Origin of the sequence: Psychromonas sp. psych-6C06, from assembly GCF_002835465.1 — a bacterium.
Taxonomy (GTDB): domain Bacteria; phylum Pseudomonadota; class Gammaproteobacteria; order Enterobacterales; family Psychromonadaceae; genus Psychromonas.
The window spans coordinates 1-25,772 of sequence record NZ_PIZM01000019.1 but is presented as its reverse complement, the minus strand read 5'-3'; the positions used below and the strand labels follow the sequence as shown (position 1 = coordinate 25,772).

At 40.1% G+C, this 25,772-nt stretch carries 22 protein-coding genes; 12 read left to right on the top strand and 10 right to left on the bottom strand.

Going from position 1 to position 25,772, the window contains the following annotated elements:
• Positions 1-2 precede the first annotated feature (2 nt).
• The 5 genes from CW745_RS16220 (at position 3) to luxS (ending at position 4,589) form a co-directional block, all read left to right on the top strand.
• Positions 3-1,133 carry a sodium ion-translocating decarboxylase subunit beta gene (locus CW745_RS16220; RefSeq protein ID WP_101109752.1) on the top strand — a complete coding sequence of 377 codons (1,131 nt, stop codon included), beginning with the start codon at positions 3-5 and terminating at the stop codon, positions 1,131-1,133.
• 64 nt (positions 1,134-1,197) lie between these two features.
• Complete coding sequence (locus CW745_RS16215) at positions 1,198-1,629, top strand: YqaA family protein (protein ID WP_101109751.1); 432 nt, start codon at positions 1,198-1,200, stop codon at positions 1,627-1,629.
• Positions 1,630-1,697: 68 nt separating this feature from the next.
• A complete protein-coding gene (gene gshA / locus CW745_RS16210; RefSeq protein WP_101109750.1) occupies positions 1,698-3,278 on the top strand; it encodes a glutamate--cysteine ligase in 1,581 nt (526 codons plus the stop codon).
• Between the two features lie 165 nt (positions 3,279-3,443).
• A complete protein-coding gene (locus tag CW745_RS16205) occupies positions 3,444-4,058 on the top strand; it encodes a hypothetical protein (protein ID WP_101109749.1) in 615 nt (204 codons plus the stop codon).
• A 21-nt stretch (positions 4,059-4,079) separates the two neighbouring features.
• Positions 4,080-4,589: an S-ribosylhomocysteine lyase gene (gene luxS, locus CW745_RS16200; RefSeq protein WP_101109748.1), complete on the top strand. Its 510-nt coding sequence runs from the start codon at positions 4,080-4,082 to the stop codon at positions 4,587-4,589.
• Between the two features lie 54 nt (positions 4,590-4,643).
• Here luxS and CW745_RS16195 read toward each other — a convergent pair whose 3' ends face one another.
• Complete coding sequence (locus tag CW745_RS16195; protein ID WP_101109747.1) at positions 4,644-5,924, bottom strand: CNNM domain-containing protein; 1,281 nt, start codon at positions 5,922-5,924, stop codon at positions 4,644-4,646.
• Positions 5,925-6,104: 180 nt separating this feature from the next.
• Here CW745_RS16195 and CW745_RS16190 point away from each other — a divergent pair, with 180 nt between their 5' ends.
• Complete coding sequence (locus tag CW745_RS16190) at positions 6,105-7,721, top strand: methyl-accepting chemotaxis protein (protein WP_101109746.1); 1,617 nt, start codon at positions 6,105-6,107, stop codon at positions 7,719-7,721.
• Positions 7,722-7,826: 105 nt separating this feature from the next.
• On the opposite strand, the gene CW745_RS16185 is transcribed toward CW745_RS16190, so the two are convergent.
• Positions 7,827-8,456, bottom strand: a complete 630-nt coding sequence (locus tag CW745_RS16185) for a TIGR04219 family outer membrane beta-barrel protein (protein ID WP_101109745.1) — start codon at positions 8,454-8,456, stop codon at positions 7,827-7,829.
• Positions 8,457-8,471: 15 nt separating this feature from the next.
• The gene (locus CW745_RS16180) at positions 8,472-8,921 is read right to left on the bottom strand and encodes a copper chaperone PCu(A)C (protein ID WP_101109744.1); all 450 of its coding nucleotides are present in this window, start codon (positions 8,919-8,921) and stop codon (positions 8,472-8,474) included.
• Between the two features lie 42 nt (positions 8,922-8,963).
• Between CW745_RS16180 and CW745_RS16745 the strand changes: the two genes are divergently transcribed.
• Positions 8,964-9,218: a hypothetical protein gene (locus CW745_RS16745; RefSeq protein ID WP_193755638.1), complete on the top strand. Its 255-nt coding sequence runs from the start codon at positions 8,964-8,966 to the stop codon at positions 9,216-9,218.
• Here CW745_RS16745 and ilvN read toward each other — a convergent pair.
• Positions 9,215-9,715 (bottom strand): acetolactate synthase small subunit, encoded by a 501-nt coding sequence (gene ilvN, locus CW745_RS16170; RefSeq protein ID WP_101109742.1) that lies wholly within the window; start codon positions 9,713-9,715, stop codon positions 9,215-9,217. The genes CW745_RS16745 and ilvN overlap by 4 nt on opposite strands.
• On the bottom strand, positions 9,708-11,432 hold the full coding sequence (locus CW745_RS16165; RefSeq protein ID WP_101109741.1) for an acetolactate synthase 3 large subunit: 1,725 nt from the start codon (positions 11,430-11,432) through the stop codon (positions 9,708-9,710). Before CW745_RS16165 ends, ilvN begins: the two co-directional genes overlap by 8 nt.
• Before the next feature lie 256 nt (positions 11,433-11,688).
• On the opposite strand from CW745_RS16165, the gene CW745_RS16160 reads away from it, so the two are divergent.
• The 4 genes from CW745_RS16160 (at position 11,689) to CW745_RS16145 (ending at position 16,607) form a co-directional block, all read left to right on the top strand.
• Positions 11,689-12,162 (top strand): thioredoxin domain-containing protein, encoded by a 474-nt coding sequence (locus CW745_RS16160; protein ID WP_101109740.1) that lies wholly within the window; start codon positions 11,689-11,691, stop codon positions 12,160-12,162.
• A gap of 100 nt (positions 12,163-12,262) precedes the next feature.
• Positions 12,263-13,361, top strand: a protein-coding gene (prfB, locus tag CW745_RS16155; protein WP_101109739.1) for a peptide chain release factor 2 whose coding sequence is annotated in 2 segments (ribosomal slippage) — positions 12,263-12,337 and positions 12,339-13,361 — 1,098 coding nt in all. Because the reading frame shifts where the segments join, the coding sequence is not laid out codon by codon here.
• Between the two features lie 40 nt (positions 13,362-13,401).
• Positions 13,402-14,919, top strand: a complete 1,518-nt coding sequence (gene lysS, locus CW745_RS16150; protein WP_101109738.1) for a lysine--tRNA ligase — start codon at positions 13,402-13,404, stop codon at positions 14,917-14,919.
• Between the two features lie 233 nt (positions 14,920-15,152).
• Positions 15,153-16,607 carry a serine hydrolase gene (locus CW745_RS16145; protein WP_101109737.1) on the top strand — a complete coding sequence of 485 codons (1,455 nt, stop codon included), beginning with the start codon at positions 15,153-15,155 and terminating at the stop codon, positions 16,605-16,607.
• Positions 16,608-16,813: 206 nt separating this feature from the next.
• Here the strand turns inward: CW745_RS16145 and gloA are convergent, their stop codons facing one another.
• Positions 16,814-17,218 carry a lactoylglutathione lyase gene (gene gloA, locus CW745_RS16140; protein ID WP_101109736.1) on the bottom strand — a complete coding sequence of 135 codons (405 nt, stop codon included), beginning with the start codon at positions 17,216-17,218 and terminating at the stop codon, positions 16,814-16,816.
• Positions 17,219-17,321: 103 nt separating this feature from the next.
• Entirely contained in the window at positions 17,322-17,732 is a 411-nt protein-coding gene (locus CW745_RS16135; RefSeq protein ID WP_101109735.1) for a hypothetical protein, read from the bottom strand.
• Between the two features lie 136 nt (positions 17,733-17,868).
• Here CW745_RS16135 and CW745_RS16130 point away from each other — a divergent pair, with 136 nt between their 5' ends.
• A complete protein-coding gene (locus CW745_RS16130) occupies positions 17,869-19,212 on the top strand; it encodes a BamA/TamA family outer membrane protein (RefSeq protein WP_101109734.1) in 1,344 nt (447 codons plus the stop codon).
• 345 nt (positions 19,213-19,557) lie between these two features.
• On the opposite strand, the gene CW745_RS16125 is transcribed toward CW745_RS16130, so the two are convergent.
• From CW745_RS16125 to CW745_RS16115, 3 genes are all read right to left on the bottom strand, one after another.
• Complete coding sequence (locus tag CW745_RS16125; RefSeq protein ID WP_193755637.1) at positions 19,558-20,961, bottom strand: carbohydrate-binding protein; 1,404 nt, start codon at positions 20,959-20,961, stop codon at positions 19,558-19,560.
• A gap of 404 nt (positions 20,962-21,365) precedes the next feature.
• Positions 21,366-23,450, bottom strand: coding sequence for a M12 family metallo-peptidase (locus CW745_RS16120; RefSeq protein WP_101109732.1), 2,085 nt, complete (start codon positions 23,448-23,450; stop codon positions 21,366-21,368).
• Between the two features lie 271 nt (positions 23,451-23,721).
• Positions 23,722-24,750, bottom strand: a complete 1,029-nt coding sequence (locus CW745_RS16115; RefSeq protein WP_101109731.1) for an asparaginase — start codon at positions 24,748-24,750, stop codon at positions 23,722-23,724.
• Between the last annotated feature and the right edge of the window lie 1,022 nt (positions 24,751-25,772).

The window sequence follows — 25,772 nt, the reverse complement described above, 5'->3', positions numbered from 1 at the left end:
AAGTGGATGGATTATTAACACTTTGGAATGATACAGGTATTGCTCATTTTGAGTTTCCTGATCTGGTGATGATTGCGGTTGGCTGTATTCTGCTATACCTTGCAATTGCCAAAAAATTTGAACCTTTATTATTATTGCCGATTGGTTTTGGTGCTATTTTAGCCAATATTCCTAATGCTGGTTTTAATGACGAAGGCGGAATGCTTTATTACATTTACCATATTGGTATTGAAACGGGTGTTTTCCCGCTGATTATCTTTATGGGGGTTGGGGCATTAACCGATTTTGGTGCGTTGATTGCGAACCCTAAAACACTATTTTTAGGGGCTGCTGCGCAGTTCGGTATTTTTGCTACGCTATTTGGTGCAATTTTACTTAACTATGTACCTGGGATGGAATTCTCCATGCAAGATGCTGCTGCGATTGCCATTATTGGTGGTGCAGATGGTCCTACGGCTATCTTTTTAGCTTCTAAGCTTGCGCCTCAGTTACTCGGTGCAATTGCCGTTGCTGCATACTCATATATGGCATTGGTACCGCTAATTCAGCCACCGATTATGCGTGCATTAACAACGCCTGCTGAACGTGAAATCAAGATGAAGCAACTACGTCCTGTGAGCAAAAAAGAGAAAATTATCTTCCCATTAGCAGTATTAATGATGACGATTCTTTTCTTACCGGCAGCAACGCCGCTGGTAGGTATGTTCTGTCTAGGTAACTTGATGCGTGAGTCTGGTGTTGTTGATCGTTTAAGCTCTACAGCGCAAAATGAATTAATTAACATTGTGACAATCTTCTTAGGTCTCGGTGTTGGTTCTAAATTATCAGCTGAGTCGTTTTTAAATATCGAAACATTAGGTATTTTAGGACTAGGTGCTGTCGCCTTCTCAATTGGTACTGCCTCAGGTGTTATCATGGCGAAAATAATGAATAAGTTCTCTAAAGATCCTATTAATCCATTAATCGGTGCGGCAGGTGTATCTGCAGTTCCAATGGCTGCACGTGTTGCTAATAAAGTAGGCTTAGAGTCAAACCCTCATAACTTCCTACTGATGCATGCGATGGGACCAAACGTAGCTGGTGTACTTGGTAGTGCTGTTGCTGCTGGTGTGCTGCTAGCGCTAATTGGTTAAGCGTTAAGTATTATTCGTTTTTAAAAGGCCACTTAGTTAAGTGGCCTTTTTTATTGGAGTTATTTTGTTTTTTGATACTACGCTAATTGAGTTAGGTAGCCTTTTTATGAGTGCCTTCATCTCATCTACTCTGTTACCTGGTGGTTCTGAGTTATTGCTGATTTATTATGTAAAAAATAACCCTGAAGGGGCATGGGGGTATTTTATTGCGGTGACTATCGGCAATAGCCTTGGTGCAATATTAACTTATTATATGGGGTACTATTTCTCTTGGGGTAGAGAAAAAGCACAAGCTAAGCATCAAAAAGCGATATTTTTTTGTCATAAGTACGGTATTTATTCATTACTATTAAGCTGGTTACCAGTGGTCGGTGATCTACTTCCTTTAGTTGCTGGTTGGTTAAAATTAGCGATCATTAAATCGGTGATATGTATCCTGACAGGCAAAGCAATTCGCTACCTAATGATTGTCATTCCAATGCTTTATTTTATATAAGTAACTTGTAAACAGAGCCTTATTTAAGGTACTCTGCTACCTCTTTTTATCACTTAAAGGGTGTACTCTTGTCTCTTAATTTCCAACAACGTTTAGATATAATTGAACAACAGTCTCATGCATTGGTTGGTTTTGGCCGTGGTGTAGAACGTGAAGGGTTACGCGTTAAGCCAGATGGTAAACTATCAGAAGCAAGTCATCCTTATGCATTTGGCAGTGCGCTTTGTCATGATTCAATTACCACTGATTTTTCTGAGAGCTTATTAGAGTTTATTACACCTGTTGCAAAGGGCGTGGATCAGTTATTTGATTACCTTAATGATATTCACCATTACGCTGCTATGCACCTTGAAAATGATGAAACGTTATGGCCAATTAGCATGCCTTGTTTTGTTGAAAGTCAAGATAACATTGAGTTGGCACAATACGGTAACTCGAATACCGGGAAAATGAAAACAGCTTACCGACAAGGTTTAAAAAACCGTTACGGTAGCATGATGCAGATTATTGCAGGCGTGCACTATAATTTTTCCTTACCGGCCTCTTTTTGGGATACTTGGCGAGAAATTCACCAATCATCACTCACAGGACATGCAGCGCAATCAGCGGGCTATTTAGGATTGGTGCGTAACTATTTCCGTTATGGCTGGGTGATCCCTTATCTATTTGGCGCATCTCCTGCATTATGCCAATCATTTCTACAGGGTAAAGAGACTAAACTGGACTTTAAAAAAGTTGGTAAAGGTACTATTTACTTACCTTATGCGACTTCCTTACGTTTAAGCGATTTAGGCTATACCAACAGTTCGCAATCTTCCCTAAATATTTGTTATAACAGCGTTGATAATTATATTGATTCGGTGCGACAAGCCTTACATAAAAAAGCCCCTGAATTTAAAGAGCTAGGCGTTAAAGATGGCGATAAATACATTCAACTAAATGATAATGTATTACAGATTGAAAATGAGCTGTATGCCTCTATTCGCCCTAAACGCGTGCAAAAAACTGGGGAAACACCTTCACAAGCTTTGCATGCACGTGGCGTTGAGTATATCGAGATACGTTCATTAGATGTAAACCCATTTTCTAAAGTCGGTATTACCGAGGAGCAGGTTAACTTTTTAGATCTATTCTTAACTTGGTGTGCGATTAAACCTTCTGAGGATATCTCTGCTACTGAATCGAAACACTTTGCAGGTAACTTAAGTGCGATTGTCACGGAAGGAAGAAATCCTGATTTAACATTAGAAATTGATGGGCGAACCTTATCTGTTGCGCAGTGGGGAGAATGGATCACTAATGAATTAAAAGCATTAGCAGTTGTATTAGATAAAAGTGGTAATGAAGAGCGCTATAAGCAAGCTATTGAGCATATTGCACCGCGTTTTAATGCTCCCGAGTTAACTAGTTCGGCACGTATTTTAGATAAAATTATCTCAGCAGATAGTGATAATGGACCATTGGCTTTAGCACTCTCTAAAGAATACAAACAGGCGTTAATTGATCAGCCATATCAAATTTGGTCAGACCAATATTTTGAAGATCAAAAAGAATCCTCGCAGATTAAGCAGCGTGAAATTGAGCTTGCTGATAAATTGAATTTTGATGATTACTTGATAAGTTATTTTAAAAACGCAGAAAAAGTATAAAAAAAAGCCTCTCAAATGAGAGGCTTTAAAGTAAGGAATATAATATTTCGGGTGGTTAGTCCGCTGTACTGAGTTGGTGGTTAGTCAACTTGGTTATAACAATATGTTTATAAAAAGGTTGTTCTGTTTATAAGTTATTAGTCCACCTATTTGGAATTAAGTTCAATGAAAATAAAAAAAAAGTTAATATTTATTTTTACGCTTTTAATATTATCTGGCTGTGCCACACCACCGCCTAAAAATCCTGATAACATTTGTGAGATATTTTTTGAACATCGTGACTGGTATAAAGCTTCCAAAAAGATGAATGAAAAATGGGGGACACCAATACATGTTCCTCTAGCGATGATGTATCAAGAAAGTAGTTTCAAACATAATGCAGCACCACCGATGCAATACTTTTGGTTTATCCCAATTGGACGTGCCAGTGATGCGTATGGTTACGCGCAAGCTAAGACTATGACCTGGGATGATTACCAGCGAGAAACCGGAAATAGCTGGGCAAGTCGTAGCGATTTTGATGATGCAATTGACTTTATGGGATGGTTTACCCACAAAACACAAAAAGTAAACGGTGTTTCCAAGTGGGATGCTTATGCACAATACTTGAATTACCATGAAGGCTGGGGCGGATACAAAAACAAGAGTTATAATAAAAAACCTTGGTTAATTAAAGTATCGCGTACAGTTGATGCTCGATCCAAAAAATATGCAGCCCAACTGCGTGGTTGCAAAGAAAACTTAGATTCAAGTTGGTTGTGGAGATTATTCTTCGCCTAATGTTAAAAAGAGAGAGAAAAAATGCCACTATTAGATAGTTTTACCGTTGATCATACGATCATGAATGCGCCAGCTGTGCGTATTGCTAAAAAAATGCAAACACCAGGTAAAGATACCATCACTGTGTTTGACCTACGTTTTACTGCACCAAATAAAGATATCTTATCTGAGAAAGGTATCCATACTCTTGAGCATCTTTATGCAGGTTTTATGCGCGATCACCTAAACAGTGATAATGTTGAGATTATCGATATCTCGCCAATGGGGTGTCGTACTGGTTTTTACATGAGCTTGATCGGTGAACCAACAGAGTCTGAAGTGGGAGCTGCTTGGCTTGCTGCAATGCAGGATGTATTGAATGTAAAAGCACAAAATGAGATCCCTGAACTTAATGAATTTCAGTGCGGTACTTATTTAATGCACTCATTAGAAGAAGCGAAAGAGATTGCACAGGCGATTATTGATGCAGGTGTTGGTGTGAACAAAAACGATGATATTGCATTAAGCGAAGCGCAATTAAATCAACTGTAATTAAACCCCTTCATTGATTGTTTGCATGTTGCAAACAATCAATGATCCTACTTGCTAGCTTTCCTCATCACCACTATATAAATGTGGCATTACTTTTACTAGTTTAACCATGTTATTTTCAACTTCTAATATTTCCATCGGATAGCCACAAATTCTTGCGCTAATGCGTCCTGTAGGAATTGCTTCTAAGTGTTCCAAGATTAAGCCATTCAAAGTACGTGGCCCATCAGTTGGTAATGTCCAGTCCATCTCTTTATTAATATCTCGAATACCTAAGCTACCCTCAATAATATAAGAGTTATCATGTTGCTTATGAATCTCCTGAGAGCTATTTGGTACACGTGTAGTCGTAAAGTCACCAACAATCTCTTCGAGAATATCTGCAAGCGTCACTAAGCCTTGAATATCGCCATATTCATCAACGACTAAGCCAATACGCTCTTTATTATGCTGAAACTTAATAAGCTGGGTATTTAATGGCGTCCCTTCGGGAATGAAATATAGCTCTCGTACACTCCGCAATAGCGTTGTCTTGGTAAAGTCTTCTTTTAATAAAATTAATAATGAGTCACGCGCGTGGACAAAGCCGATTGCGTCATCGATGGTATCTCGATATAGCAACGTCATAGTATGTGTTCGATGCTTTAGCTGTTTTAATATTGTTTCCCAGTCTTGGTTGATATCGATTCCAGCAATTTCGTTCCTCGGGATCATGATTTCATCAACGGTCACTTTTTCTAACTCTAAAATACTCAAAAGCATTTGTTGGTGATGTTCAGGAATCATAGTGCCCGCTTCGTGTACCACTGAACGCAACTCATCACGCGATAGCGCATTATCACTCTGGTGGTTAACATTGATGCCAAAAATACGTAATAAGCCATTTGAGATACCGTTAATAAGCCATACTAGTGGGCTAAGTAACTTTTGTAATGGGGTTAGTATGAAAGAGCTAGGAAAGGCTATTTTTTCTGGGTAAAGCACCGCTAATGTCTTTGGGGTAACTTCCGCAAAGATCAAAATTACTAATGTTAGTGCTCCGGTGGCGATAGCGATACCCGCGTCACCAAATAAACGTTGCCCTAGGATAGTTGCCAATGCCGAAGCTAAGATATTAACGAGGTTATTACCAATCAATATTAAGCCAATTAATTTATCTGGTTTGTTTAATAAAGCTTCTACGCGGATCGCGGTTTTATTTTTATCGTTAGCCATATGGCGTAATCGGTAACGATTTAGCGACATCATGCTTGTTTCTGAGCTAGAAAAGTAAGCGGAAATAACGATCAAAACAATCAATGAGATTAGTAATGCGCTAGTAGGTATGTCGTTCAATGTATTCTCTTTTAGTTAAGTAAATGTGAGTTAGCCGATATTAGCGAAGAAAACAGCATAAAACAAAGTTGATTGCCGCTAATATTATAAAGATTTGAGGACAGTACAAAGATCTTGGGCTACTTTTAAATTAAATCCCGTATCGATTAAAAATAATCTTTATCAAAAAAGGAATGCCACATGACCCTCAAGTTGAAATTTACCTTTGCTTCAATATTGATTTTTGCTGCATTATTGCTGCTCTCTATTATTAGCTTGTTAACCTTAAAAAGTGCCAGCGAAGCAGATAATGAAGCGCGCATCTATCAGTTATTTAAAAGCGCTTACAATACTATTGTTCAGATTGAAAACTTGGTCGATACCAATGTTATTTCGCTGGAAGACGGTAAAAAAATGGCCACACAAATTCTGCGCGAAAACAAATATAGCGAGAATGAGTACGTTTATGTAGCCGATGATAAAATGGATTTTGTGGCTACACCTCTTGATCCTCAATTACATGGTACTAGTTTCCATGATTTTAAAGATGCGAGTGGTGGTAGTGTTGCTGATATTTTGCTGGCTGCTGTGAATAAAACATCTGGTATTGCAAAATATTTATGGAGCTCTGAGCGTGATGGTACTGTTGTGATGATCACTTCAATTGCGCAAAAGTCCCCTAAGTGGGGCTGGGTTGTTGGAACCGGTATTAGTAATGCAGAAACTGACAAACGTTTTTGGGCCACGGCTAAATGGATGGTACTTGCAAGTATTGCACTAGCAATTGTTATCTCGATTCTACTGTTCTTCTTTGTACGAGATTTATTGCGTTTATTAGGTGGCGAACCATCAGAAGTATTATCAGTGGTACAAAAAGTGGCGCAAGGTGATTTAGCATTTAATGTTGATGACGCTGGTGTGAGTCCTGAAAGTATTTATGGGGCGACGCTGACCATGAAATCATCACTTCACCATATGTTATTATCGGTCAACCAATTAGTAGAGGGTTTCCGTGCCGAGCTTAACGAAGCAGATCGCCGTACCCAAAGTATGGATGAAGTTTCACAATCACAAAACAGTGAAACAGACATGGTGGCGACTGCGATGGTCGAAATGACTAGTTCTTCGCAAACTGTTTCAGAACATGCCCAAAACACTGCTCATGCGACACAACAAGCAGATAAAGAGGGTGAGCAAGCGCGTACGTTAACGGAAGCATCATCTGCTTCATTGATGTCGCTGGTAACACGAGTAAGCGAAGCGGGCGAGGTGATAGAAGAGCTTGGTGGCGATGTTGATAATATTGTATCGGTACTTGATGTGATACGTGGTATTGCCGAGCAGACTAATCTGTTAGCGTTAAATGCCGCTATCGAGGCTGCGCGTGCTGGAGAGCAAGGGCGAGGCTTCGCTGTTGTTGCTGATGAAGTACGTAGTTTAGCAGGGAGAACTCAGGATAGTACGACTGAAATTCAAGGTATGATTGAGCGCCTTCAAAGCGCTTCTCAACGCGCGGTATCTTCTATCAACATGAGCATCGAGAATAGTCAAACGACTGTTGAGAAGTCAGAAGAGAGCGCGGAAGCATTAGGTCGCATTGCAGAGTCTTTATCGACAATAACAGAAATGAGTCATCATATTGCTGAAGCTGCGGGTGAGCAGTCTCGTGTTGGAGATGATATCTCACAACGTATCAGCATTATTTCTGATAACGCGCGTAACGGTAGTGAAATTGCGTCGGGTGCTAAAAGCTCAACGGAAAATATGCGTACAGCAGCCGCTAACCTAGAAGAGGAGCTTGCGTCTTTCAAACTGTAACATGACTTCAGTAACACTTTACTGAGGGATATAAACTAAAAAAGCCCCGACATAACTATTTATGTCGGGGCTTTTTTATTTTGCTAAAATTAAGCTTATCTGACGTTAAAAGTGTACTTCTAAGCCTGCAAATACGCCTTTATTTTCTTGGTTGTAATTATTAATGATCATCTCTTGATAACGGTAACCTGCGCGAACAGAGAAATTTAATAACACAGAGTCTGGGTTAAATGTATAAGCTAACCCGATTTCAGCATCTGTTGCATCATCATCAGTTAAGCTGCCGGCAATAACTTCTGCAAAAGCATGCATGCCTACACCCGGTACATGAACTTTCGCGGCCCCATAGGCTTGACCCAAATCAGCACTTTGTCCTGCGATATCTTCAGCCTTTGTGTAAGCCAAACCAAAATCAAACTCGAAGAGTCCGTTATCAAATAATTGATAATAGAGAATACCGTTTAACGCTGAGCTTGACGGCTCTACTTTTGTACCTACATTGTATTCAGTACTAAGATCTGAATATTTTAATTTCACGTTAGGTACTAATGGAATGAAATGTTCTAAGGCAACGTAACCAGAAAGATTATTGGTGTCTTCAAAACCACTGTCGTTACCTTCAAAGCTTGTTGCTGTTGTACGGTAATCGATACCTGCATAAACGCCTAAAAAGTCTGCCATTGTTGGCATACTGAAAGCAGTGGCAATTGCAGCCGCACAAATTTGTTTTTTCATAATGAATTCCAATGTTTAGTGGTTGTGTTTCTTTTTCATGTTAATTTTTTTAATTGGTGCGTCAATAATAACTTCATCACCATTATTAAAATAAAGTTTTAATTTAACCATCTCCCCTGCCACTAAAGGTGCATTTAAACCAATAAACATGACATGGAAGCTACCTGGTCGTAGTTCAACGCTAGCATTTGCATCAATATTGATCTCATCAACTTGGCGCATCTTCATCATGCCTTCACTCATAATGTGGTTATGTAGCTCGACACGTTCAGCGATATCACTGCTTGCTGAAACCAGTTTGCGTGACATATCGCTATTATTATGAATTTTCATAAAAGCGGCACTATTTTGGCTATGTGGAGGGGTCGCTCGTACGTGGGCATCTTCGATAGTAAAAGTCGCCGCATTTGCTAGTGTGCTAATGAGTAGTGTGCTACTTAGAAATAATGAGGTTAATAGTTTCATAATTTATTGCCATCTCTTTTGAAAAAATAATAGTAAAGGCCGATGGCAAGTAATATCCAAAAGCCAAATTTAAAAATAAAGGATAAGGTGCTTAATAAAATAAAACTGAGCACCATAATCAGTGCAATTACACTTAAACTAATGACTGAAATACCAAACATAAACAGAACAAATGCTGATAATAAAAGTGCCGCTAATTCAAACATAACGCTCCTTAAAAAGAAAAATGCAAAGGCAGAAAATTGCACTTTGCATTGTTATAAAGTTAACTGGACTGAACGAGTGAAAGCGGGTTAACCGCGTAATGCTTTTTCACCACGCGCAATACCACAAACCCCTGAACGTACTACTTCAACAATTTCGCTCGACTCTTCTATCGTTGCTAGAAAAGCATCTAACTTTGAACAGGCGCCGGTTAATTGAATCGTGTATAAGTTAGGTGTGATATCAACGATTTGTCCACGATAGATATCAGCAGTGCGTTTAATCTCTTCACGAACTTCACTGTTTGGCGTACGCACTTTAAGTAGCATTAATTCACGCTCAACGTGTGAACCTTCGGTTAACTCAGAAACACGTAATACATCAACCAGTTTATGCAGCTGTTTCATCATCTGTTCAAGTGTTGCTTGGCAATCAACTTCTGTTGTGATGGTCATGCGCGACAATGTCAAGTCGTTCGTTGGAGAAACGGTTAATGACTCGATGTTATAAGCGCGTTGTGCAAAAAGTCCAACAACACGTGCCAGTGCACCTGATTCATTTTCTAATAATACTGAAATAATACTACGCATCGGTTCTCTCCGTCTTACTCAGGTACATATCCTGCATACTGCCAAACTTAACTTGCATTGGGTAAACGTGCTCTTCTGGATCAATAGCAACATCAACAAACACGACGCGTTCTTTTAATTCAAAGGCGCGAACCAGTGCTGGCTCAAGTTCATCAATAGTATCTACTTTAATACCAATGTGGTTGTAGGCTTCTGATAATTTTACGAAATCAGGTACGCTATCCATATATGAGTGCGATTGACGGCCACCATAAAACATTTTTTGCCACTGTTTTACCATACCGAGTGAGCGGTTGTTTAGTAGTAGGATTACAACGGGAATGTTGTACTGCATACAGGTTGAAAGTTCTTGAATATTCATTTGAATAGAACCATCTCCTGTTACACAAACAACAGGGCGATCTGGAAAGGCGATTTTACAGCCCATTGCTGCCGGTAAACCAAAGCCCATCGTGCCAGCGCCACCAGAGTTTATCCATTGGCGAGGTTCTTTAAATGGGTAATATTGCGCTGCGACCATTTGGTGCTGACCAACATCAGAAGTAACGATTGCATCGCCTTTCGTTACTTTGTACAAGCATTCAATCACTTGCTGTGGCTTGATATGCGTTTCTGATGTTTTGTAAGCAAGGCAGTCTTTAGCGCGCCACTCATTGATTTGATCCCACCAAGCATTAATGCTTTCTTGATCATTAGTTGCTTGGGTCTCTTCAAGAAGATCTAACATTTGCTGTAAAACAACTTCAATCGAACCAACAATAGGCAGGTCTGCATGAATGTTTTTAGAGATCGACGTTGGGTCGATATCTATTTGCATAATTTTTGCGTTTGGACAGAACTTATCAACATTGTTCGTCACACGGTCGTCAAAACGGGCACCAGCAGAAAATATAAGATCAGCATTGTGCATCGATAAATTCGCTTCATAAGTACCGTGCATACCTAGCATACCGATAAATTGTTTATGTTCGCCAGGAAAAGCGCCAAGACCCATTAACGTATTTGTTACTGGTAGGTTTAATTTTTCAGCAAGTGCTAAAACCTGTTTTGAGGCGTTGGCAATAATGGCGCCACCACCAACATATAACACTGGTTTTTTCGCGCTTAATAATGCGGCAACAGCACGCTTTATCTGTCCTTTATGTCCACTTAGTGTTGGGCTATATGAACGTAAGCTAACGCTTTTAGGGTATTCATACGGGAATTTATTAAGTGGATTTTGTACATCCTTTGGAAGATCAATAACCACTGGGCCAGGTCGACCTGTAGAGGCAATATAAAATGCTTTTTTGATAGCGATTGGAATCTCTTCTGCCGTACGGCAAGAAAAGCTGTGTTTTACGACAGGGCGAGATACGCCAATCATATCCGTTTCTTGGAAGGCATCATCACCAATCCAATTCGTAGGTACTTGACCTGATAACACGACTAAAGGAATAGAATCCATGTAGGCTGTTGCGATACCTGTTATACAGTTTGTCGCGCCTGGGCCTGCGGTCACTAATACTGTGCCGACTTTACCGGTTGCACGTGAGTATGCGTCAGCCATATGCACAGCCGCTTGCTCGTGACGTACTAAATAATGTTCAATTTTGTCCGATTGAAAAATCGCATCGTAAATATCTAAAACACTGCCGCCGGGGTAACCGAAAATATGTTCAATACCTTCGTCTTGTAGAGAGCGGACAACCATTTCCGCACCAGATAACATTTCCATATCTATTCCTTAAAATACAATTGGTAAATTGCTTCACTTTCTACCTGTATCGGGTAGAAGCGAACTTTTTTGTTAGCCAGAAGCTATTAATAACTTTGACTTAACAAGTGGAAGTTAACTGTACTGTAATGAAAAAAAATTGCACCTATAAAGTGATAATAAAGGGTTTATTTTATGACTTTTGCTGCAATGCCTTTCTAAATTAGAGTTTTTGCCTTCATTACACTACCTTTATGATAATTGGAGGAGGAAGCTGATGAGTGATCAAATTATTGTTTGTACGCACTGTTTTGCCATTAACGATTTGCAACTCTCGCAGGGGCATGATCTCTCAATGTGCAGTCAATGTGAGCAACCAGTACTCAGTGACCAACCGATTGATGTTGATGAGGAGCTTTTTAATCGTTTTATTACTCATTCCTCTCTGCCGGTCCTAATTAATTTCTGGGGAACATGGTCAGGTGTAAGCCATGAAATGGCAACTGTAATACAATCTCTCTCGCAAACGTTCCAGCAAGATGTCGTTTTTCTTAGCATTGATAGTGAACAACATCAGGTATTAGCAAACCACTATAAATTAGTCGATATCCCTACTTTTATTCTGTTTAAGTCGGGAGTGGAATATAGGCGTGTGCATGGGCTAATCACTGAACGAAAATTTCATCAATGGTTAGAAAGGTATTTACGAATTAAACGAAGTAAACCTAATCATCGTCCTTCTTCGGTGTAATTAAATCAAAGCCAATATTTATTTCATCTATACACTATTTATTTCCATGTAGATTGGTTAAAATTCGCCTCTTTTTAACGCGAAGCTATAGAGATAATTGATGTTTGAAATCAACCCCGTTTTAAATAAAGTGAAAGACCTAACTGAGCGCGCTGAGTTGCTTAGGGGGTACCTTTGACTACGATGCCAAATCTGAACGTTTAGAAGAGGTCAGCCGCGAACTTGAATCCCCCGAAGTCTGGAATGAACCAGAGCGCGCCCAAGCACTCGGTAAAGAGCGCAGTGCATTAGAGTTAGTCGTTAATACTATTGACGCATTAGACGCGGGTTGTGAAGAGATTCAAATGCTGGTGGATATGGCGGTTGAAGAGGAAGATCAAGATAGTTTTGATGAAGCGGTTAGTGAAACAGAAGCGCTTGAAAAACAACTAGAAGTATTAGAGTTTCGCCGTATGTTTTCAGGTCAAAATGATCCTTGTTCTTGTTACCTCGACATTCAATCGGGTAGTGGTGGCACAGAGGCGCAAGACTGGGCCAATATGTTGTTGCGTATGTATTTACGCTGGGGCGAAGCAAACGGTTACAAAACAGAGTTGATGGAAGTATCAGCGGGTGACGTCGCAGGTATTAAAGGCGCAACGATCCGCTTTAGTGGGGAATATGCTTACGGTTGGTTACGCACAGAAACTGGTGTGCATCGACTAGTCCGTAAATCTCCATTTGATTCTTCTGGTAAACGCCATACCTCTTTTGCCTCTGCATTTATCTACCCAGAAATTGAAGATGATATCGATATTCAAATTAACCCTGCGGATCTTCGTATTGATGTTTACCGTGCATCAGGCGCAGGTGGCCAGCACGTTAATACAACTGAATCTGCGGTACGTATTACGCACGTTCCGACTAATATTGTGGTGCAGTGTCAAAACGATCGCTCACAACATAAAAATAAAGATCAAGCGATGAAGCAGCTTAAAGCAAAGCTTTATGAGCATGAACTACAGCTTCAAAATGCAGAAAAACAGATCAGTGAAGATAATAAATCAGACATCGGTTGGGGCAGTCAAATCCGCTCATACGTTTTAGATGATGCGCGCATCAAAGATTTGCGTACTGGGATTGAAAGTCGTAACCCACAGCGTGTACTTGACGGTGAACTAAACCAATTTATAGAAGCAAGCTTGAAATCAGGCTTGTAATAAAAAATTTATAGTAAAAACTAAACAGATAGGAAAAATCATGTCAGAGCAAAACCAAGCAGAAGCACCGCAAGAAGAGTTAAACGATATTTTAGCTGCACGTCTAGAGAAATTAGACGCAATGCGTGCCAAGGGACAAGCCTTCCCAAATGATTTCCGTCGAAAGAATATCTCTGACGAGCTGAATGCGAAATATGCCCAAAGTTCAAAAGAAGAGTTAGAAGAGTTAGCGGTTGAAGTGACCATCGCGGGTCGTATGATGACACGTCGTATTATGGGTAAAGCAAGTTTTGCGACTATCCAAGATATGGGCGGCCGTCTACAGGTGTATGTAGCACGTGATAACTTAGCTGAAGGCTTTTACAACACTGAGTTTAAAAAGTGGGATTTAGGCGATATCGTTGGTGTTAAAGGTACCTTATTCAAAACTAAAACGGACGAGCTGAGTGTAAAAGTCAGCGAAATTCGTATTCTGACTAAAGCACTTCGTCCGCTACCTGATAAATTCCACGGTTTATCAGACACCGAAGCGTGTTACCGCCAACGTTACCTAGACTTAATTGCCAATGAAGAATCACGTAAAACGTTTATTCTGCGCAACAAAATTGTTTCAGCAATTCGTAACTACCTAAATGAACGTGAGTTCATGGAAGTAGAAACGCCAATGTTACAAGCGATTCCGGGTGGCGCAACGGCAAAACCTTTTGAAACATTCCACAACGCGTTAGATCTACCTATGTTCCTACGTATTGCACCAGAATTAAACCTTAAACGTTTAGTCGTTGGTGGTTTTGAGCGTGTTTTCGAAATTAACCGTAGCTTCCGAAACGAAGGAGTATCAACACGTCATAACCCAGAATTCACAATGATCGAATTCTACCAAGCCTACGCAGATTACATTGACCTGATGAACCTAACTGAAGATATGTTACGTACTATCACTGAAAATGTTTTAGGTTCAAGCATTGTGAATTACGGCGAAGAAGTATTCGACTTTGGTAAACCGTTTATTCGTATGACCATGAAAGAGTCTGTTCTTGAATACAACGAAGGTATCGAAGCGAGTGAGCTTGAATCAATGGAAGGCTTAAAAGCAGTTGCTAAACGCTTTAACGTTAACCTTAAAGACAGCTGGGGCGAAGGTAAAGTATTAACTGAAATTTTCGAAGAAACGGCAGAGCACAAACTCATGCAGCCAACGTTCATTACCGCTTATCCTGCAGAGGTTTCACCGCTTGCGCGTCGTAACGATGAAGATCCAAGTATTACGGATCGTTTTGAGTTCTTTGTTGGTGGTCGTGAGCTAGCTAATGGTTTCTCTGAGCTAAATGATGCACAGGATCAAGCACAGCGTTTCATGGATCAAGTTGCACAGAAAGAGTCTGGTGATGACGAAGCGATGTTCTATGATGCAGATTACATCACGGCACTTGAACATGGTTTACCACCAACAGCGGGTGAAGGTATTGGTATCGACCGTTTAGTCATGCTATTCACTGACAGCCATACTATTCGTGACGTATTGTTATTCCCACACATGCGCCCACAAGCCAAATAGTATGAAAATAGCGGTCGGCTATTAGCTCTCAGCTTTCATAAAAAAGCAAACATATCGCCTCGTTTTTACGGGGCTTTTTTGTGTCTCATTGTTGGGAAACGCATATCCCAAAACTGGGAAAAAATGGTTTTTATGAAAAATTAATTAAAACAATCTATTATATTTCAGTGATTTATGGGGTGGCTTGCTTTTTGCTTCTGTATTTGAAGGTTATTTAATATTAAGGAAAAGTTATGGCTGTTTATGTAAGTGGTTATAAAAAGTTAGCGATATCGTTATTAGGTGCTTGTGTATTATTGCCGATTGCTGGTTGCGCGCAGAGAGAAGGAACCATTGTCAATGAAAAGGTAGAGCTTGCAAGTTATATTGGTGCTTATCAATCTACCGGGGATGACGCTTATAATTTTTTTGTAGTAGAGCGTGATAACAAACTGTATATCCAAAATACTTGGGGGCTTACTGAGATAAACATCCAAGCAGATCATAGTTTTGAAATAGAAAAATGGGGACTTAAAGGAAAAATCCATGATTTTGATAATGGTAAGTTTCAAGGATATACCGGCACTGTAGATGGTGTCGATTATGACTATAAACGCATTGATGTGGATATTAATGACATCGGCTTCTTGTATCAAAAAGAGGGGTATGCGAGTAATTTTAGTCAGCCACTAGGTACCTGCGATAGTGATAGCTACAAGCTTAGTAACTTAGCCGATAACAGTCATAAGCCAGAAAAAATTGAGGCATTGATTGCACAGATACAATCTAAAAAATATGCATGGGCAGAGCAGGACAGCTTATTGATTTACCAAGATGGTAAGTTACTGGTTGAGGAATACTTTAATGGTTACAGGCGCCAAGACCCTCATCAAATCCAATCGGTCAGTAAAAGCTTAACCTCATTGTTGGTCGGTAGCTTGGTCACGCAAGGAAAAATCACTGACGTTAATACGCCTATCGTGAAATTTTTACCGGAATATAAACACTGGTTACAAGACCAAAAAGCCACCATTACCTTAGCCAATTTTCTGGACATGGCAGCGGGTATAGAATGGGATGAATGGACTTTACGTTATACCGATCCTAACAATATTCGTGGTAAAGAGATGGAAAGTGATGATGCCGTGGCATTTACCTTAGGCTTACCGATGAATAATAAGCCGGGAGAGGTTTTTGCGTATAGTGGTGGCTATGTATCGGTGGTTGGTACTGTGATAAGCAACTTATCAAAACAAGAGACGGCTGCCGATTATGCCAAGCATGGTCCATTAAAAACACTATGTTTTAATAATGCTTATTGGTACAAACAAAAAGATGGGAAAACCAACACTGCTGGTGGTGGAATGATGCGTCCGATTGATATGCTTAAGATAGGCCAATTAATGCTGGATGGTGGGGAGTGGCAAGATAAGCAACTCATTGATAAACAATGGATAGAGGATTCTTTAGACCGCACCGTTAACCCATTTAATAGCCTATATGGTTATTTTTGGTGGCATAGCGATGTATTTGTATTACAGAGTGGCAAAACATATCACTATGTACATGCAAGTGGCTGGGGAGGTCAGGAGATTGTTATAGTTAAGGAGTTAGGCTTAGTCGTGGTGACCACCGCTTCAAATTTTGAATCTTCCGGAAAAGTCGGTGAAATGCTGAGCCAGTTTATCATTCCAGCTTTGATTGAATAGTAATTTATCCCGCTACCTTTAATCCTATAAAGGTGGCGGGATAAAGTGACTAGGGTCTGTTGATCTTTGCCTTTTAAATTTTGTTGAACATTTTTACTGCGTTTTCGCCTATTGATGTGGAATAACCAGATGTCATAGGCTCAGCCTTGTATAAACAGCCAACAAATTGTTGCAAAAAGAAACTAGAAAGTTCAACAGGCCCTAGCTTAACCTAAGCCTTTACCTGCATCTTTTTTATTGATCAGTTCAATCATGTAACCATCAGGATCTTTGACAAACGCAATCACTGTTTTGCCGCCTTTAACTGGGCCTGGCTCACGTGTGATTTGACCGCCCATGCTTTTGATTTTTTCACAGGTTGCATAAATATCATCGGTTTCGATAGCAATGTGCCCGTAGCTATTGCCCAGATCATATTCCGTTGTGCCCCAGTTATAGGTCAGCTCTAATACTGTGGTATCAACTTCATCCCCGTAACCTAAAAATGCCAGTGTGTATTGATACTCTTCGTTTTCAGATTGGCGCAGTAGTTTCATCTCTAATATATCGGTATAAAACTGAATCGATTTCTCTAAATTACCCACGCGTAACATGGTATGTAATAAACGCATAAAAACTCCGTTAAGTTAGTGTGACAGTCTGAATAGATTGCATTAATAATAAATTAGATAATAAAAAAGGGCTGATGCCCTTTCTATTGTTGTTTGTGAATGCTTAGAATGCGTAGCGAATACCCACTGCAAAGTCTAATCTGAACTTAGCATTGTTGTTGTCTAAGTCATATTCTAATGCAGGAGCAAGTTGCCCATAAACGTCCCATTTTTTTGCAAAAGGTAATGTTAAACCGAGTGGAACTCGCGCACCGATATTATCGTTGCCTGACCAGTTATAATAAGCACCGCCACCCACATACCAGTTAAATGGAATATCCTTGCCGAAGTCGCCTTGGTTTATCAAGTAGTCGCCACTCAGTCCATCGTTACCGATAAAGGCATTGATATTTTCAAATTGTCCCGCGACACCAAAGCCTTGATCAAGTGCTATACCGACTTTAGCTGTTGCGAATGCTGAGCTACTAGCAAGTATGCTAATCAAGCACACGACATTGAGCACTAATTTTTTCATTCTTGTACCTTTAAATTTAATTGTGGAATATTAGAGCAAAGTTTATCTGCTTAACATTTACGACTCAACTTCTTTCGTATGTTGATATTACTGAGATATACTTAAAATACATCGATTAACATAGTGCTCTGACCTTATGTGTTTTAACCGTCTCTATGAACTACAGCTTTCTTTTTTATTTCTAATTTTTCACACCACAACCGTTATTAGCAGTGAGTTTTTAATTGAAGATCTGAACCGTGATAAAAACCAGCAACAAACTTGGCTAGTGCTTCCCTATGTATTTAGTTCAGAAAGCATGGGGTTCACTGCCGGAGCAGTAGGTATTTTTAATGGTTATATCCAACCACAAATGACCGTGGTGGCGACTACTTTTATTGGTGAGTCACTACCAATTCGAAGTCAAGACCTGAGAGAGCCAGAAACAGATAGAGCATCGGGAGGTATGTTGGCTATTTCAGGCTATCGGCCAAGCTTCTCAGATCGCCTTTTTATTAGTGGGTTGGGGGCTTATGGTTATTACCCAAATCAACGCCTTTATCTTGAAGGAGGCAATGATTCTGTCAAAGATATTGAAACGGATAATTACGAGAGTATTACGCCACTTCAATCTCAGGGATATAATAACTGGTTTGACTTACACTTCCGTCATGTCCTAGCGTTAGGCGAGAGTAAAAATCGTGTTTTGCCGACAATTAAATTGCAACGCGGTATTGCAGTAAATCGTGATCATATTGGTGGTGGTCAACCTTTTGTTACTGGACAAACAATTGTCGGTACTGATCTCTTTTACGCTAAATGGAGCGCCGATAAATTTAGCGAATCGCCAGAAATTAATACCAATGGGTTACGTTTTTATCTCGAACATAATAATACTGATTATCCAAGTAACCCTTCACGCGGTTACTCTTTTGGCGCCAAAGTATCCACTGACTTTGGCTGGGGCAACTCAACACAAAGCTGGAATGCATTAGAAGCCGATTATTCTCACTATATCGAGCTCGATAACTTTTCATGGACACGGCAAAGTGTTGTCGCAGTTAATTTATGGAGTGCTTACAGTCCGTCATGGGATGAATCACAATCTCATGTTGCAGGGGGAGTATTGAAAAAAAACCAAACGCCAATGTGGGAAGGGGCGCGTTTAGGTGGTTGGACACGAATGCGTGCCTACGATAACAATCGTTTTAATGACAAAGCCGCCCTTTATGGCGCTGTCGAATACCGATTTATCCCTATTTTTAATCCAATGGCAGATCAAAAGTGGAATCCTTTTCCAATCGATTGGTTCCAGATAGTTTGGTTTGCAGAAGCGGGACGTGTTGCTGAAAAATATGACTTAGGGGTACTACTAAGCGACATGAAATACGATGTTGGTTTTAGTGTTAGGGCCCTAGCCTCGAAAGTGCCAGTACGTTTTGAGATGGCATTTGGTGATGAGGGCAGTGCCATGTGGGTGATGCTACAGCAGCCTTTTTGAATCAGCTATCAGCTGTTAGTCACGGGTATCGAGTTTATTAGCTTCGAAAGTCGACTGCATCTGCAATGTTTAAAGCCTGTTTCTTTGTAATCTGTATAGGCAACAGGCTATCTAGTGTATTGCGATAAACCCACGACATAACTGCAATTTGATGACAGCTGGCAATAGCTGGTGGAAGTCGTTTTTGGCTAAGCTCATGGAGTGAAGAGCGTGGAAAGGCTTGAACACTATTGGCATGAAAGTTAACTCAAGCAATGGATCAGTGTTAATGAAAGCTGATATCGATAACAAGCCTTTATATTGTTATATAAAGATAATAAAAAGGCTTGTTTAAGACTTAGGTGTTTATTTTACTATTTTCCAAACTCCCCATTCACCGGTAGTGCCGGGCTCTTGGCCTTTTGTCCACCAACCTGCAACATAGGTAATACCGTTAACGGTTACTGTATCACCTTTGTTGTAGACGGTTGATGCACTCCAATTTGAATCGCCAATAACGGGCGTCGGAGTGATCGTCGGTGTAGGAGTGATAACTGGTGTTGGTGTCACAGTACCTAATATCTGTTCTAGCTCAGTGATACGCGCATTAAGTGCTACTTGTTCTAGTAGTAGCGCTTCAATTTGTATCGCTTTATCTTGTGCATTTATTTGGCAAGTGGCCAGGTCAGTACTGACTTGGCTAAATCTTGATTGTGACAGTTCTAACTCGACTGCACATTGAGCATATTTATGATTACTTTCAAGTGGAAACTGATCACAAGCATTACCAAGGCTATCGGAGTCGCTATCAAGTTGCTCTGGGTTGTAGATATCAAGACAGTTATCAATAGTGTCACTGATACCATCACTATCTTCATCAACGACAACTAAGGTTCCTTCAGCTTCAATAATACGTAATGCATTACTGAACGCTGCAATTAGGTAGTTACCACTCAGGTCGGTCATTAAGTCAAAAGCTTCGCCAACAACAGGGTACTGAGTGATTTGTACTAGCGTGTTTGCGTTCCATGCATCGATATGACCACTTGTATGCACGGCATAAAAATAGGTACCATCTGGGCTAGTCGTCAGTTCGCGAGGATAAGCACCTATCTCCATATAACCTTCTACGGTATTTGTTTGTATATCTATTTGTGCAACGTCGTAACCAGTGCCGTTACCACCGCCAACTGCAAAATACAGGTGTTGGTTATCATTGCTTAAATGTAGATCTTGTCCATTACTGCCTAAGTCCGATCGACTTGTTAATTTGACTGGTACCTCTCCTGAAACATCATAACTCGCGAGTGTGGCTGCTGAGATCCCTCGATTGGCGCCAAACAAGGTTTTTCCATCCGCGCTCATTTGTAATAGTGGGCGATAACAAATACTACAGTGGTAAGGAATTGGCTCAGTAACGCCACCCTTATCTGCATCATAAACCATGATATCTTCGTTTCTGTCCATAGAGCCAATATAAATACGATCTTTCCAGTCAACAGCGACTTGGTCACCTGGTCGTGTGATTCGAATCTCGTCTTGTAATTGCCAGTTGTTAATGTCGATAACTGCTAAGGCTGGGCGATTAGAAAGTGAAATATACAGTAAACGTTGATCTCGAGATAACGCCATACCTGCGGGAATACCACCAATATTGATCGCTTCACCTAGGGTTAAATTAGCCAGATTGACAGGGACGACTTCTGAACCTGCGACACCGACAAAGATCTGGTTTGTATTAGGATCGCTGATAAAAACTTTAGGGGTCATTTCCAGATCTAAAACAACATCACCGGGTTTGGCTGATACATTTAGGGAAAAGCAAAAAAAGATAAAAACGAAAGATAAACATCGTTTACGAAAATTCAGGTGCATACACTACTCCATTAGCGACTTTAATCGTAACCTTTTAAAGATATTACGATTTAATTGTCATTGATAAAATTCAATTAGTATCGAGTTAAACACTTTATTAATTCAAAGTATTAAAGATAAAATCATTAAGTATCATGATCTTGAGGCGATCCTATGGTAATTTAAACTTTAAGTCAAAAATAAGTCACGTTGTTATTTTGGAAGGGATGTATATCTTATTATGGATAGCGTGCGATATAGCTTGAAAGTGCATTTATCATTGATAAGAAGGGATGCGAAAGCACCCCTGAATATTATTGTTATTTCACTGCTTTCCAAACTCCCCATTGTCCGGTAGTGCCGGGCTCTTCACCCTTTGTCCACCAACCTGCAATATAAGTAATACCATTGACTATTACCGTATCACCTTTGTTATAAACTTGAGATGCACTCCAATTTGAGTCTCCGATAATTGGAGTAGGGGTAATGACAACAGGTGTTGGTGTTGCCGTAATTGGCGTAGGGGTGATTACGGCTGGTGTTGGCGTTATCACTGCTGGTGTTGGCGTCGAAACTTTTGGTGTGGGGGGGATTTGGATGTCACCTTGGCAAGCAATAGGTGTCCAGAACCAAGATGCATCACTCGGTGTTTCCCAAACACCGGGGTTATTCTTTGCTTGGAAACAATTACCTTTGTAGGTTACCACATCACCATTGCTGACTTGGGTTTTACCCGGAATAAAAATTATCATGTCACCGGTAACAGGTGTCGGCGTGATAATCGGTGTCGGTGTAGAACGAATTGGCGTTGGTGTGCTAATTGGCGTTGGCGTAACTCGTACCGGTGTTGGCGTGGTTGCCCCCGTATCGGTATAAATCTTTTTACGCGTCTTAAAATTAGCAATGCTAGCACGAGTTTCGTTCAAGCGACGTGCATTATCGGCTGGCCCATTAATTTTATCGCTAATCGGGTTACTTGGATCATAGGCAATACCCGTTGCTGTGCCACGGTAATCGATGCGTGGGTTGGTAAAGTGCATGATGCGGTTACAGGAGTTACCTGTAGGGCAATTGTCGTAAGACATCACGGTGCGGTAGTTAGTAAAGCTTTTACCATATTTGTATAGACTTGGGGTTAGCTCATTACCACGTCCCTGTTCAACGTAAGTTTGACGATCATGTTTAGCACCCATGCTGTGGCCTAATTCATGTACAAACGTATAACGTGTTTCAATATCATTTTTACGTGAGGTGTTATAAGCGTTGTTTGAGCTACCAGAGTAATTTTGAGCACTACCTGCGGATCCATTTACTGTCCAGAATGAGACTAAATCTGCACCATATTCATCGCGCATCGCGCGAGCTTCTGAAGATTGCGCAACATCAGATCCTGAGCGTACATTATCCTTTAGAGAGATCTCTTTATAACCGAGTAGAACAATTTTTTGGTCAATGTTGGAGTTTTGATAAATAACATTTGCTTCAGCAACACGCGTTTCAATGGCTGCGCGGATCTTGGCATCATTACTTGCATAGCTATTAGCATAAGCTGTTGAGTAAACCACTACAATATCAATGATTGAGGTGCCACTGGCACGCACTTGTAATGTTTCGTCATGCTGATGTTGTTCTAACCCTTGGTGTTCATGATCATGTTCCACCACATCATCATGCTCATCAAATTCAGTTAAACGACGAAGTTGTAACAAAAGTTGGTCTTCAGTATGTGCAGTTAAAGTAAATACTTCGTTGTTGCTATGGATGGATCCGTTCCAATATTGACCATTAAAGTGTAAGAATACATTTGAGTATTCATCACCGTCCACTTTACCTTGTACGCTGAAACCTGACGCACTTGGGTAAATGCGTACTTGGTTAATGAGCAGATCATCTCGTGATGGTAACTCTATAACAAATCCTTGTTTTAACGTGCTTTCTAATGAGCTTTGTTGAGATCTATTTTGTGGTGTTAACCAGGAAATAATATGCTCAGATAGAATGGTATCGTCTGCGTTTGTGGTACTGAAACTACGAGCCTGCATTGCATTATCGTCAATACTTAGTTTTGCTAGCTCACTGATTGCGAGCTGATCATTAATTATCTCAACATCAAAATTGTTAACAACACAGGCTTCAAAACTATTTTGCTGCTTAACGGCATAGGGGCTTTGTGATGTTGTTAATACACATGAAAAAAGTGCAGTATCACTATCATTGGTATTTTTTGTCCAAAATAATGATTGTAGATCTTGTGATGGCTCAACCTGCTGTGTCAGTTGAGTCATTTCTAATTGATCTAATTCTGATTGATACATTTGTTCGCTTAGTACGTTTGCTGTGGCAATATTGACAGAAAGAGGTAGCAAGCTCAGTGCGAGCGCTATTTTGTTTAACTTGTAGTTCATATCTTATCCTTAAGGTATAACATGTATTTTAACTGTCACTGAAATATAAATGATAGGTCATTATTGCGCATTGAGACAGATAAAAAATTGAACTCACCCGAATAATGATTTTATTTAGTCGCTAGCAATGCTACACAACGCAAGTTATTGAATTAAATTGATTAGGCTAAGAAAAACATGCTGTTCAGGAGGACGACTCTGATGTGATGAATAGGCTGGGGAAAAGCCCTGTAAGAGGTTAAAATTACAGGACTTTGAAATAAAACGATAATTAAACATCTGTGCCAAATAGTGCGGCTAATTCATCAAGATCTTGAGTTTTCGTTAAACCTAGCATCAACATAATGCGTGCTTTTTGCGGGTTTAGTGTACCGGATGCGATACCATGTTCTTTACTGGTGACATAACCTGTGCCTGTTCGTGAAGATAGCACGACAGGGATACCTTTCTTTTGTAGCTCTGCAATACGATCGCGTACAGCCTGCGGGGTAGATCCGTTGCCACTTCCTGCAACCACGATACCTTTAGAGCCTGATGCAACTAAAGCATCCAACTGATCTGCCTGCATACCTAAGTAGCTATAAATAATATCGACTTGTGGAAGCGTTTCAATTTTAGATATATCGAAGCTTGGTTTTCCGGTTGCTTGTGCTGCATCGAAGTAAAACTTCGGTACTCCGCCAGCAAAAGTGCCGAGGAAACCTTGATCATAAGCTTTAAAAGTATCTAATGATGTCGAGTTTGTTTTAGAGGTGTAATAAGCGGAGCCAATAAAATCATTTAACATGATCATAGTGCCACGGCCTTTTGCTTCATCGCTGGTGGCTAGTGTGACTGCATTTAAAAGGTTCATTGGGCCATCGGCACTGATCGCCGTTGCTGGGCGCATTGCGCCTACCACCACAATTGGCTTATCGGTTTGATTTACAAGATCAAGAAAAAAAGCAGTTTCTTCTGCGGTATCTGTCCCATGAGTAACAATCACACCTTTAGCCTCTCCATTAAGCGCGACTTTTGCTTCTCTGCCTAATTCTAAAAGAATTTCATTACTGATATTTGAGCTTGATGTATTTGCGACTTGAATGCCCTTAACATCTGCGACATCAGCTATCTCTGGGACGGCTTCAATCAGTGTCGACACTGCGATTTCACCGGCACTATAACCAGTAATATCTGTAGCTTTTTGAGCGGATCCGGCAATGGTGCCACCAGTGGCAAATATCATCACCTCTGGTTTCTCTAATGCAAAAGTACTAAAACTAAACACAAGCGTTAATGACAGTATTGATTTTTTAAACATTGTAAATTTCCCACCTAGTAAAATTAACCGCTATTTTTTAATAGCTTGATATACAGTGAGCAACTATTGATCCAAAGATAGTGAAACAGGAAAGAAAAAATGTAAAAGATGATTTTATAATCCAATAAATACAGATGGTTAGAGAGTTACTTTCTATCTTTAAAGGCAGTTAAAAGTCATGCACGTTATGCGCAGGAAAAGATAAAACAAAATGTTATGGTGTTATTTGTCACCTTTTCATACCTACCACTTAGTAGGTGGTCTAGGTACCTCTAAATGATTGTTTGTGCTTGCCTTGCTGTAAAAAATAAATTTATAGAGCGAAGTAATAAGTCGTTTTATTCACGTAGAGAAGCTAAATGTGCATCTATGATCGAATTTAAGGCGTTTATGCACCGTATTGGTGCTTTGTAATTAGATCGAATACCTAAAGAATCAGAGGTTATTTCTATAGCCTTAAAATGCAAAAAGCCCGTAGCACTTTTACATGTTACGGGCTTTTCTAAATGTGGTCGGTGATAGAGGATTCGAATGTTTAAGTAGCCCCAGAGGTTATTTCTATAGCCTTAAAATACAAAAAGCCCGTAGCACTTTTACATGTTACGGGCTTTTCTAAATGTGGTCGGTGATAGAGGATTCGAATGTATAAGGAACCCCAGAGGTTGTATTGCTAAATATTTATTTCTAAACGGCTAAAATGCAAAAATCCCGCTTAACAATGAAGTTAAGCGGGATTTTCTAAATGTGGTCGGTGATAGGGGATTCGAATGTTTAAGTAGCCCCAGAGGTTATTTCTATAGCCTTAAAATGCAAAAAGCCTGTAGCACTTTTACATGTTACGGGCTTTTCTAAATGTGGTCGGTGATAGAGGATTCGAATGTTTAAGTAGCCCCAGAGGTTGTATTGCTAGATATTTATTTCTAAACGGCTAAAATGCAAAAATCCCGCTTAACTATTGTGTTAATAGGGATTTTCTAAATGTGGTCGGGTTACTGGAGCTCGAGAATCTTAGGCTGCTAGGT